This window comes from Oerskovia sp. NPDC060287 (genome assembly GCF_042726775.1).
Classification (GTDB): domain Bacteria; phylum Actinomycetota; class Actinomycetes; order Actinomycetales; family Cellulomonadaceae; genus Oerskovia; species Oerskovia merdavium.
The window spans coordinates 1-11,226 of sequence record NZ_JBHXBO010000138.1; the positions used below are offsets into that span (position 1 = coordinate 1).

At 70.9% G+C, this 11,226-nt stretch carries 10 protein-coding genes; 1 reads left to right on the top strand and 9 read right to left on the bottom strand.

The window, feature by feature from the left end; all coding sequences use genetic code 11:
- Positions 1–117 precede the first annotated feature (117 nt).
- Together ACFWFR_RS12820 and glmS are read right to left on the bottom strand one after the other, a co-directional pair.
- Positions 118–468, bottom strand: a complete 351-nt coding sequence (locus ACFWFR_RS12820; RefSeq protein ID WP_056653843.1) for a holo-ACP synthase — start codon at positions 466–468, stop codon at positions 118–120.
- Positions 469–589: 121 nt separating this feature from the next.
- Positions 590–2,455, bottom strand: a complete 1,866-nt coding sequence (glmS, locus tag ACFWFR_RS12825; protein ID WP_377616126.1) for a glutamine--fructose-6-phosphate transaminase (isomerizing) — start codon at positions 2,453–2,455, stop codon at positions 590–592.
- A 201-nt stretch (positions 2,456–2,656) separates the two neighbouring features.
- Between glmS and coaA the strand changes: the two genes are divergently transcribed.
- On the top strand, positions 2,657–3,607 hold the full coding sequence (gene coaA / locus ACFWFR_RS12830; RefSeq protein ID WP_377616313.1) for a type I pantothenate kinase: 951 nt from the start codon (positions 2,657–2,659) through the stop codon (positions 3,605–3,607).
- A gap of 129 nt (positions 3,608–3,736) precedes the next feature.
- Here coaA and ACFWFR_RS12835 read toward each other — a convergent pair whose 3' ends face one another.
- From ACFWFR_RS12835 to ACFWFR_RS12865, 7 genes are all read right to left on the bottom strand, one after another.
- A complete protein-coding gene (locus ACFWFR_RS12835; RefSeq protein WP_377623219.1) occupies positions 3,737–4,489 on the bottom strand; it encodes a DedA family protein in 753 nt (250 codons plus the stop codon).
- A 295-nt stretch (positions 4,490–4,784) separates the two neighbouring features.
- Positions 4,785–5,459: a peptide deformylase gene (locus tag ACFWFR_RS12840; protein WP_377623220.1), complete on the bottom strand. Its 675-nt coding sequence runs from the start codon at positions 5,457–5,459 to the stop codon at positions 4,785–4,787.
- Positions 5,456–6,820 (bottom strand): phosphoglucosamine mutase, encoded by a 1,365-nt coding sequence (gene glmM, locus ACFWFR_RS12845; RefSeq protein WP_377623221.1) that lies wholly within the window; start codon positions 6,818–6,820, stop codon positions 5,456–5,458. The genes ACFWFR_RS12840 and glmM overlap by 4 nt, the downstream gene beginning before the upstream one ends.
- Before the next feature lie 153 nt (positions 6,821–6,973).
- The gene (rpsI, locus tag ACFWFR_RS12850) at positions 6,974–7,462 is read right to left on the bottom strand and encodes a 30S ribosomal protein S9 (protein ID WP_056653832.1); all 489 of its coding nucleotides are present in this window, start codon (positions 7,460–7,462) and stop codon (positions 6,974–6,976) included.
- 46 nt (positions 7,463–7,508) lie between these two features.
- On the bottom strand, positions 7,509–7,952 hold the full coding sequence (rplM, locus tag ACFWFR_RS12855) for a 50S ribosomal protein L13 (RefSeq protein ID WP_030151909.1): 444 nt from the start codon (positions 7,950–7,952) through the stop codon (positions 7,509–7,511).
- Positions 7,953–8,221: 269 nt separating this feature from the next.
- Positions 8,222–9,181: a rhodanese-related sulfurtransferase gene (locus ACFWFR_RS12860; protein WP_377623222.1), complete on the bottom strand. Its 960-nt coding sequence runs from the start codon at positions 9,179–9,181 to the stop codon at positions 8,222–8,224.
- A 192-nt stretch (positions 9,182–9,373) separates the two neighbouring features.
- The gene (locus ACFWFR_RS12865; protein WP_377623223.1) at positions 9,374–11,092 is read right to left on the bottom strand and encodes an ABC-F family ATP-binding cassette domain-containing protein; all 1,719 of its coding nucleotides are present in this window, start codon (positions 11,090–11,092) and stop codon (positions 9,374–9,376) included.
- Between the last annotated feature and the right edge of the window lie 134 nt (positions 11,093–11,226).

Genomic DNA, 11,226 nt, shown 5'->3' on the forward strand with positions numbered 1-11,226 from the left:
CGTCGAGAACGACCGCAACCTCGTGCTCGACGGCCGCTCACGGCCACCCGCTCGACGGCGAAGCACCCACGCCCTCCCGCCGCACCCGGGCGGAGCACACGGCGAGGCGACGAGCCCTCAGCCCTCCGCGACCACCATGGCCGACGCGATCCCGGCGTCGTGCGAGATCGACAGGTGGAACGAGGTGATCCCGAGCGCGGTCGCCCTGGCCTGGACCGTCCCGGTGATCTCGACCTGTGGAGCGCCACCGACGACGCGGTGGACCGTGGCGTCCTGCCAGTTCATGCCGCCCGGCGCGCCGAGCGCCTTGGCGATGGCCTCCTTGGCCGCGAAGCGGGCCGCGAGGGACGCCGCCGGGAGGTCGCGCTCGGCGGGGGTGAAGAGCTTCTCGCGCAGGCGCGGCGTCCGGCCGAGCGTGTCCATGAACCGCGCGACGTCCACGACGTCGATTCCCACCCCGATGATCATGCGTTCACCCTAAGCGGTGGCGCGCGGCACGGGCCCCGGACGCCGGAAGCCCACCGGGCCGGTGGCGCGGTGGGCTTCTCGGTGGTGCTGCGTCCGGGCGATGCCGGCGCGGCGCGTGGGACTACTCGACCGTGACGGACTTCGCCAGGTTGCGCGGCTGGTCGACGTCGAGGCCCTTGGCCGTGGCCAGCGCCATGGCGAAGATCTGCAGCGGGACGACCGCCAGGAGCGGCGAGAGCAGCGTGGGCGACTGCGGGATCCAGAAGATCTCGTCCGCGAAGGGCAGCACCGCGTCGTCGCCGTCCTCGGCGATGACGAGCGTGCGGGCCCCACGGGCCCGGATCTCCTGGATGTTGGAGATGACCTTCGAGTGGAGCGAGTCGCGTCCGCGCGGCGAGGGCACGACGACGAAGACCGGCTGCCCCTCGTCGATCAGGGCGATGGGGCCGTGCTTGAGCTCGCCCGCCGCGAAGCCCTCGGCGTGGATGTACGCGAGCTCCTTGAGCTTGAGCGCGCCCTCGAGGGCGACCGGGAACCCGACGTGCCGGCCCAGGAAGAGCACCGACGTCGCGTCCTTCATGGAGCGGGCCACGGCGCTGACGTACTCGCCCCGCTCGATCACGGTCTGGATCTTGCGCGGCATCTCGCGCAGGTCGTCGAGGATCTCGCGGATCTCGTCGGGGAACTTGTTGCCGCGCAGCTGCGCCAGGTAGAGGCCCAGCAGGTAGGCCGCGGTGATCTGCGAGAGGAAGGCCTTGGTCGAGGCGACCGCGATCTCCGGTCCCGCGTGCGTGTACAGGACCGCGTCGGACTCGCGCGGGATGGTCGACCCGTGCGTGTTGACGATCGAGATGACCTTGGCGCCCTGCTCACGCGCGTGCCGGACCGCCATGAGCGTGTCCATGGTCTCGCCGGACTGGGTGACGGCCACGACGAGCGTCTTCTCGTCGACGATCGGGTCGCGGTAGCGGAACTCGTGCGCGAGCTCGACCTCGACGGGGATGCGGCACCAGTGCTCGATCGCGTACTTGGCCACGTGCCCCGAGTAGGCCGCGGTGCCGCACGCGACGACGATGATCTTGTCGATGGTCCGCAGCACGGACTCGTCGATGCGCAGGTCGTCGAGGATCAGGCGTCCCTCGGCGTCGGTGCGTCCGAGCAGGGTGTCCCCCACGGCCTGCGGCTGGTCGTGGATCTCCTTGTCCATGAAGGACACGAAGCCACCCTTCTCGGCGGCAGCAGCGTCCCAGTCGACCGTGAAGCGCGTGGCCTCGGCCGGGTTGCCGTGGAAGTCGACGACCTCGACCGAGTCCGGCGTGATGGTCACGATCTGGTCCTGGCCGAGCTCGAGCGCGTCCTTGGTGAAGGCGATGAAGGCCGCGACGTCGGAGCCGAGGAAGTTCTCGCCCTCGCCGAGCCCGACGACGAGCGGCGAGTCGTGGCGCGCGCCCACCACGGTCGTGGGGCTGTCCGCGTGGACGGCGAGCAGGGTGAACGTTCCCTCGAGCTGACGAGCCACGTAGGCCATGGCCTCGGTCAGGTCACCCGTGCGGCGGTAGGCACGGGCGAGCAGCTGGGCGGCGACCTCGGTGTCGGTCTCGGAGAGGAACGTGGCGCCGTCGGCCAGCAGCTCTTCCTTGAGGACCGCGAAGTTCTCGACAATCCCGTTGTGGATGACCGCGAGGCGCCCCTCGTCCGCGAGGTGCGGGTGCGCGTTGGTGTCGTTGGGCGCGCCGTGCGTCGCCCACCGTGTGTGTCCGATCGCTGCGGACGCGGCAGGCAGCGGTCTGGCGGCGAGCTCGTCGAGGAGCTTGACCAGCTTTCCGGACTTCTTGGCCGTCGCGACACGGTTCAGCCCGGGTGCGACGAGCGCGACCCCGGCCGAGTCGTAGCCGCGGTACTCGAGCCTGCCGAGTCCTTCGAGGACGACGTCCAGGGGTCGCCCGGACGTTTCGAGAGGGCCTGCGTAACCCACGATTCCACACATGTTTCGGAGTCTAGCGGCACCGGTCTGGGCTCCTTCGACCGCGACATCTCGCGGTTCTTTGTTAGTGGTCCGGCGGCTCGCGGTTCCCGATCACCGCGTGCGTCCGGCAGAATCATCCGAGTGGTTCCTCCCTCCGACCTGCCCGTCCCTCCGCGCGAGGGTGTCCCTGCGAGCGATCCGAGCGCCTCTCCCGGTGCGGGGCTGCTGCCCGAGCGCACCACGGCGTCGCCCTACGTCGACCTGGACCGCGCCGCGTGGAGCAAGCTCTCCGAGTCGACGCCGCTGCCGCTGACCGACGCCGACGTCGTCAAGCTCCGCGGCCTGGGCGATCCGATCGACCTGGCCGAGGTCGACGCGATCTACCGCCCCATCTCGCGGCTCCTCAACCTGTACGTGACGGCTACGAGCGGCCTCCACGAGGCCACGTCGACCTTCCTGCGGGAGAACTCGACGCGCACGCCGTACGTGATAGGTGTCGCGGGGTCGGTCGCCGTGGGCAAGTCGACGACGTCCCGCATCCTGCGCGAGATGCTCGCGCGCTGGCCGGAGACCCCGCGCGTCGAGCTCATCACGACCGACGGGTTCCTCTACCCGAACGCCGAGCTCGCGCGGCGTGGCCTCATGGAGCGCAAGGGCTTCCCGGAGTCGTACGACCGACGCGCCCTGATCCGGTTCCTGTCGCGCGTCAAGGCGGGGGCTCCCGAGGTCCGCAGCCCGGTCTACGACCACCTGACCTACGACATCGTCCCGGGGGCCGAGACGGTCGTCCGCAAGCCGGACGTCCTGATCGTCGAGGGGCTCAACGTCCTGCAGCCCGCACGGCCGAGCGCGACCGACGAGTCGACGGTCGCGGTGAGCGACTTCTTCGACTTCTCGATCTACGTCGACGCCCGTACGCGCAACATCCGCCAGTGGTACGTGGACCGGTTCCTGTCGCTGCGCCGGACGGCGTTCGCGCGCCCCGAGTCGTACTTCAAGCGCTACGCGACGCTCACCGACGAGGAGGCGATCGAGAAGGCCAGGTCGATCTGGGACTCGATCAACGCGCCGAACCTCGAGGAGAACATCCTCCCGACGCGCGGGCGGGCGACCCTGGTGCTGACCAAGGGCTCGGACCACTCGGTCCAGCGGGCGCGTCTGCGCAAGATCTGAGCGGCAGCCTGGGCCTGGCGGGGCGCTGGGGTGCCAAGCGCCCCGGGGATCCCGCGAACGCACTGAGCGCTCGGCCCCTCCCGCCGCTCACGCCCCGACGGGGCGTGAGCACCAGGAGGAGCGGAGCGCTCAGCAGGCCCGGCGGACTGCGGACTCGTCGTCCTGGAGGTCCTCGGTGCCCGACGACGGCGCGGCGGCCTGGTCGGTCAGCGCACCGTGGAGCGGGGTGGCTCCGGCGGCGGCCCGCGCGGCCTCGGCTGCGCGGCGCTTGCGGGCCATGCGGTTCATGATGCGGTCGACGACCACCCCGGACAGGACGCCCAGGATCACGCCGATGACCATGGCGAGGAGCGGCTGGTGGCCGAGCCACTGCGCGGCGACCAGTCCGATGAGGACCGAGTAGAGCGACCACGTCACGGCGGCGAGCCCCGAGTAGAGCATGAAACGTCGCCGCGGATAGCCCACCGCGCCCGCGGTCATGTTGACCGCGACACGACCGATGGGGATGTACCGCGCCGCGAGGATGAAGGCGGCCCCACGAGCCTTGAGAGCCTGGTCGGCCCAGGCGACCGCCTTGCGCCCCCGCACCGTGCGGAGGAAACGGATCCGCTCGGTGCCGATGCTGCGGCCGAGCGCGTAGGCGATCTGGTCGCCGGTCCACGCTCCGAGCGCGGCGATGACCAGGACGAGGACGAGATTGGGATTGCCCGACGCGCTGGCGGCGACCGCGAGCGTGATGACCACGGACTCGCTGGGGATCGGCGGGAAGAAGCCGTCGATCGTCGCGAAGGCGTACAGGGCGGGGTAGATCCATGCGGACGCCGCGAGTGCGAGGACCCAGGTCTCCAGGTTCTCCAGGAAGGTCGAGACGGCCTCTATCACGGGTCCTCTGTTCGTCGGCTGGTGTGGCGAACCAGGCTGGTCACAGGTACAGGAGATGCACCTGTGACCAGCCTACGGATACGAGGGGCCGGCACCATCGGGGAAACCCCCCAGTCTGCCCTGATACCGACCCCTACCTTCCTCCGTGAATTCTGCCGCACCGGCCGGGACCGGTGCGTCATCCTCCGGAGGGAGATCCACACCTAGGGAGGTCCCCCGGAAGGATGCTGTGACGCTTCCTGGGGACGGACCTCCTGGCAGGCGGGCCTGGCGCCCGTGCCGGCCCCGGTGCTGCTCAGGGCAGGGTGAACCCCAGGGCCTCCGCGGCCCCGGAGGGATCCGGGGTCTGCCCCCAGAACCGCATCATGCTGTCGTTCGACGCGAGCGACCGGAGCTCGGCGCGGTCGAGGTAGAGCCCGCCTCCCAGATGGTCGGTCTCGTGCTGGACGATGCGTGCCGGCCAGCCGGTCAGGACGTCGTCCACCGGGCGACCGTGCTCGTCCTGGCCGGTGAGCCGGACGGTCCTCGGCCGGGCGACGACGGCCTGCCAGCCGCTCACGCTCAGGCAGCCCTCGTAGAACGCCCGACGGTCGTCGCCCACGGCCTCGTACGCGGGGTTGACGAGCACGCGGAACGGCAGAGGGAGGCGTTCGCGCAGGTCCGCGTCCTCGGGGTCGGAGACCCCCTGGTCCTGGATCACCGCGACCGCGATGCCCAGGCCGATCTGAGGAGCCGCGAGCCCGACCCCGGGGGCCGCGTGCATGGTGCGACGCATGGCCTCGACCAGCTCGGGGAACAGGTCCCCGAGCTGCCCCGTGTAGGGCACCGCCGGTCGGCGCAGGACCGGGTGACCCGCCTGGACGATCGGCAGCACACCGTCCTCGTGGCGTGCGAGGTGGCTCGCGACCTGGTCGCGCAGCTCCTCGTCGACGGGTCCGGCGAACCCGACGGCGTGGCTCTCGGGCGTCACAGGGCCAGCCTGTCCCGCACCACTGCGGCGAGCGACTCGGCCACGGCGTCGGCCGAGGCCTGCGTCGCGGCCTCGACCATGACGCGCACGAGGGGTTCGGTACCCGACGAGCGCAGGACGACCCGGCCGGTCTCGCCGAGGCGGGACTCGGCTGCCGCGACGGCCTCCTGCAGGACCGCGTCGGTCGCGGCGCGGGCCTTGTCCACGCCCGGCACGTTGAGCAGCGTCTGCGGCAGCTTGGGCACGGCGCCCGCGAGGTCCGCGAGCTTGGTCCCCGACTCCTGGATGCGTGCGGCGAGCTGGAGCGCCGTGAGGACGCCGTCGCCCGTGGTCGCGAACTGCGACAGGATGATGTGGCCCGACTGCTCGCCGCCGAGGGTGTACCCGTTGGCGCGCATCTCCTCCAGCACGTACCGGTCGCCCACGCCGGTCTGGACGGTCCGGATACCGGCCTCGCGCATCGCGAGGATCAGCCCGAGGTTGCTCATGACCGTCACGACGAGCGTGTCCTCGTGCAGGCGCCCCTTCTCCTTCTCGGCGAGGGCAAGGACGCCCATGATCTGGTCGCCGTCGACGAGCACGCCCCGGTGGTCCACGGCGATGCAGCGGTCGGCGTCGCCGTCGAACGCGACCCCGAAGTCCGCCTCGGAGGCGACCACGACGGCCTGGAGCTGCTCGGGGTGGTTCGAGCCGCACTTCTCGTTGATGTTGCGCCCGTCGGGGCTCGCGTTCATCACGACCACGTCGGCGCCCGCCGCACGGAGCGCGGCGGGGCCCACGTCGCTCGCCGCACCGTTCGCGCAGTCCACCGCGATCCGCAGTCCCGAGAGCGGCAGGGCGTCACCCGTGGCACCGATGCTCCCGATGAGGTGCTCGACGTAGTCCGCGCCGGCGCTGCCCGTGTCCGTGCGGACGCGACCGACGCCGGCCCCGAGCGGACGGTCCCACGCGGTGTCGAGCTGACGCTCGATCTCGTCCTCGAGCGAGTCCTCGAGCTTGATCCCGCCACGAGCCAGGAACTTGATGCCGTTGTCGGCCATCGGGTTGTGCGAGGCGGAGATCATGACGCCGAAGTCCACGTCGAGCGTGCTCGTGAGGAATGCGACGGCCGGCGTCGGCAGGACGCCGACGTCCAGCACGTTGACCCCCGCGCTCGCCAGGCCCGCGGTCACTGCGGCCCCGAGAAACTCGCCAGAGGCCCGGGGGTCGCGACCGATCACCGCACGCGGGCGGTGCCCTTCGGGTTGTCCCGTGCGACCCAGCACGTTGGCCGAGGCCACGCCCAGGCCGAGCGCGAGCTCGGCCGTGACGTCCCTGTTCGCCAGCCCCCGCACGCCGTCGGTGCCGAACAGTCGTCCCATGAGTTTTCCTCCCTCAACGGGACGGTACAGGCACCGAGGCCCGCTCCGCCCCCGCTGCGAGCAGACCGGTCCGGTCGCTCGTCAGCATCCCTGACAAAAGACAACGGCCCCGGCGGACGATGTCCACCGGGGCCGTTGTGCGCAAGCGCTGGATCAGCGCTTGGAGTACTGCGGAGCCTTACGGGCCTTCTTGAGCCCGGCCTTCTTGCGCTCGACGACGCGCGCGTCGCGGGTCAGGAAGCCGGCCTTCTTGAGCGCCGGGCGGTTGTGCTCGGCGTCGATCTCGTTCAGCGCGCGGGCGATGCCCAGGCGAAGAGCGCCGGCCTGGCCGGACGAGCCGCCACCGTTGATGCGGGCGATGACGTCGAAGCGACCCTCGACGTCGACCAGCTTCAGCGGGGAGTTGACCAGCTGCTGGTGCACCTTGTTGGGGAAGTACCCCTCGAGGGTGCGGCCGTTGATCTTCCACTGGCCGGTGCCGGGCACCAGGCGCACGCGGGCGATGGCCTCCTTGCGACGGCCCAGGGCCTGCGCGGGGGCGGTGATGCTCTGGCCACGGCCCGTGGGGGCTGCGCTCTCAGAGGTGTAGTTGCTGGGAGTCTCTTCGTCCAGCACGTCGATGTCGACGGTGGTCTCGGCCACTGGTGTGTCCTCGCGTCCTAAGTTCTCGTCTACGAGCAGGCGGAGCCTACTGCGCGACCTGGGTGATCTCGAAAGTCTTCGGCTGCTGCGCGGCGTGCGGGTGCTCAGAGCCTGCGTAGACCTTGAGCTTGCCGAACTGGGCGCGGCCGAGCGAGGTCTTGGGGATCATGCCGCGGACGGCCTTCTCCACAGCACGCTCGGGGTGCTTCTCCAGCAGGTCGCTGTAGGCGACCGCCCGAAGACCACCCGGGTAACCGGAGTGGGTGTAGGCAAGCTTCTGCTCGCGCTTGTTGCCGGTGAGGGCGACCTTGCCGGCGTTGATGACGATGACGAAGTCACCTCCGTCGACGTGAGGCGCGAAGGTGGCCTTGTGCTTGCCACGGAGCAGGGTCGCCACGTGGGTGGCGAGGCGGCCCAGGACGACGTCGGTCGCGTCGATGACGTACCAGTCACGCTGGACGTCGCCGGGCTTCGGGGTGTACGTACGCACGGTCGTAGCCTTCGTTTCGTGTCTTCGATGTCTTCGGCGCAGGAGCCTGCGTCCGACAAGTCGTTCGGCCTTCGGTCGACGGATGTCCCCGTCACGGAGCGAGTGGGCGCACAAGTGACGAGATAACCGAAGGGGAAGCACAACGACTCAACAGACTACCTGGACGGCCCGTGCAGGGTCAAAACAAGATGCGTCACACCGAGGGCGAAAGGGACCTCGGTGTGATCGGCCTCGTCAGACGGCACAGGCTCTGGTGCCAGACAGCCGATTCAGGCGGTTGCCCGGTGGTTGTCGTGGGAGAGACCGGTCCTCGCGTCTTCCCGAGGTCGAGGATACGCGCCCGGGCGCAGTTCGGCACAGGCGTCGCACTGGAGCGTGCGGGCCAGACCCGCGCAGTCGGTGCAGAACAGGCGCAGCGTCTGGCACCCGGGGTCGACGCAGTTCTCGTACTTCGCGGTCGCCGCGCCGCACTCGCAGCACGCACCGAGCGGGACCGTGTCGTCACCGAACTCGACGTGCATGCGCTCGTCGAACACGTAGAGCGACCCTTCCCACAGCCCCCGGTCGCCGAACGTCTCGCCGTAGCGGACGATCCCGCCGTCGAGCTGGTAGACCTCCTCGAAGCCGCGCGCGAGCATGAGCGAGGACAGGACCTCGCACCGCACGCCGCCCGTGCAGTAGGTCACGACAGGACGGCCCTTGAGGTCGTCGTACGCGCCCGAGTCGAGCTCCGCGACGAAGTCGCGGGTCGTCGCGACGTCCGGCACGACCGCACCGCGGAACCGGCCGATCGCGGCCTCGAACGCGTTGCGGCCGTCGAAGAACACGACGTCCTCGCCGCGCTCGGCGACCAGCTCGTGGAGCGCCTCGGGGGCGAGCCGCACCCCGCTGTCGACCACGCCGTCCGCGTCGACCGCGATCTCGTCCGCGGCCCCGAAGCTCACGAGCTCGGGCCGGACCTTGACGGACAGGCGCGGGAAGTCGCGTCCCGTGCCGTCCGACCACTTGACGTCGATCCCGGCGAAGCCCGGGTACTGCTTGGTGGTCTTGACGTACTGCTTGAGGTTCTCGACCGTCCCGCCGAGCGTGGCGTTGATGCCGTGCTCGGAGACGATGACGCGTCCCGTCAGGCCCCACTGCTCCCCGAGCGAACGTTGCCACAGCTGCACCGCGCGCGGGTCGGCGAGCGGTGTGAAGGCGTAGAAGAGCACGATCTTGGGGACGGCCATTGCTCCATTTTAGGAGCCCGACGGCGCCCCGCAGGCCGTGCTATCGGCCCTCTGCGGTGCATGTGGTCTTCCTCACCGCACCACGTCCGCGCGCAGGGGCCGGGCCTGAGCGTGCCAGGAGCCCGGCCTCGCCCGACGGACGCCGGGGCGTGGCCCGTGGCGCCCCGACGACGGACCGCCACGGTCCGCCGGTCAGCGCTGCCGCTTGACCCGCTCGACGTCCCACACGGGCTCGGGAGTCTCCACGACGCGGCCGTCGGAGCCGAAGACCACGAACCGGTCGAAGCCTCGCGCGAACCACCGGTCGTGCGTGACGGCCATGACCGTGCCCTCGAACGCCAGGAGACCGGTCTCGAGCGCCTCGGCCGAGTGCAGGTCGAGGTTGTCGGTCGGCTCGTCGAGCAGCAGGAGCGTGGCTCCACCGAGCTCGAGGAGCAGGATCTGGAAGCGCGCCTGCTGGCCACCCGAGAGCGTCTCGAAGCGTTGCTCGGCCTGACCGACCAGCTCGTAGCGGTCGAGGGCCTTGCTCGCGGGCTCACGCCCCATGCCGTCGCGCGCACCGTCGCCACGGTGCAGGATCTCCAGGAGCGTGCGGCCCTCGAACTCGGGGTGGGCGTGGTTCTGCGCGAACCATCCCGGGCGCACGCGCGAGCCGAGCACGGCGCGGCCCGTGTGCGCGACGGGCGGGACCACTGCGGCGTCGCCTGCCGCGCCCGCACCGCCTGCCGTGTTCTCGTAGACGGGCCGGTGCTCGACGTCCGGGTCCGACCCGCCCCGTGCCAGCAGGCGCATGAAGTGGGACTTGCCCGAACCGTTGGACCCCAGGATCGCGACGCGCTCACCGAAGAAGACCTCGAGGTCGAACGGCTCCATGAGCCCCGTGAGCTCGAGCCGCTCGCACGTCACGGCACGCTTGGCCGTGCGACCGCCCGTGAGCCGGACCTTGACGTTCTGCTCGTGGGCGAGCACCTGGGGCGGGCCCGCCTCCTCGAACTTGCGCAGGCGCGTCTGGGCGGCCTGGTAGCGGCTCGCGAGCCCGTCGTTGAAGGCCGACTTGTTCTTGAGCATGTTGACGAGGTCCTTGAGCTTGGCGTGCTCCTCCTCCCACCGGCGCAGCAGCTCCTCGAGGCGGCTGCGGCGGTCGGCCCGCGCCTCGGCGTACGTGCCGAACCCGCCGCCGTGCACCCAGATCGTGCCGCCCGCGGCAGTGGGCTCGACGGTCGCGACCTGGGTCGCGGTGCGCGCCAGGAGCTCGCGGTCGTGGCTGATGAACAGCACGGTCTTGGGCGAGGCCGCGAGCTTCTCCTCGAGCCAGCGCTTGGTCGGCACGTCGAGGTAGTTGTCGGGCTCGTCGAGGAGCAGGACCTCCTCGGGGCCGCGGAACAGGGCCGTGAGGACCAGGCGCTTCTGCTCGCCGCCGGACAGCGTCCGGACCTCGCGGAACTGGGCCTGGTCGAACGGGATGGACAGGACCTCGTCGGTGACCTTGTCCCACTCGGCCTCGGCCTCGTAGCCGCGCGCGTCGGCCCAGTCGGCGAGCGCCTGGGCGTACCGCATCTGGGAGGGGGTGTCGTCGACCGTCATGATGTCGAGCTCTGCCGCGGCGAGCTCGCGCGCGGCGTCCCGGATCGAGGGCTGCGCGAGGTCGACGAGCAGGTCGCGGACCGTGCGGTCGTCGTCGATGCGGCCCACGAACTGGCGCATGACACCGAGCCCGCCGCTGCGTCCCACGGTGCCCCCGTGCGGGGACAGGTCCCCCGCGACGATGCGCAGGAGCGTCGTCTTGCCGGCGCCGTTGGGTCCGACGAGCGCGACCTTGGCCCCGTCCGCGACGCGCAGGGTCGCCCCGGCGAGGAGGGGACGCCCGTCGGGCAGGAAGTAGCTGATGTCGCTGATGTCGATGTGACCCACGGGCACATCCTCCCTGCCCGAGGCCCCGGATGACGATTCCTTTCCGTCCGGGCGACCGCGCACGGGCTGCGACGGCGGGCAGGACTCCCCTGCGTCGCCCTCGCGGTGCCCGACGGCGGAGCGCACCCGGGTGC

Coding starts and splice junctions, on each gene's coding strand:
- glmM (WP_377623221.1), bottom strand. CDS start 6,820: ATGGGACGACTGTTCGGCACCGACGGCGTGCGGGGGCTGGCGAACAGG.
- ACFWFR_RS12820 (WP_056653843.1), bottom strand. CDS start 468: ATGATCATCGGGGTGGGAATCGACGTCGTGGACGTCGCGCGGTTCATG.
- ACFWFR_RS12860 (WP_377623222.1), bottom strand. CDS start 9,181: ATGGCCGTCCCCAAGATCGTGCTCTTCTACGCCTTCACACCGCTCGCC.
- glmS (WP_377616126.1), bottom strand. CDS start 2,455: ATGTGTGGAATCGTGGGTTACGCAGGCCCTCTCGAAACGTCCGGGCGA.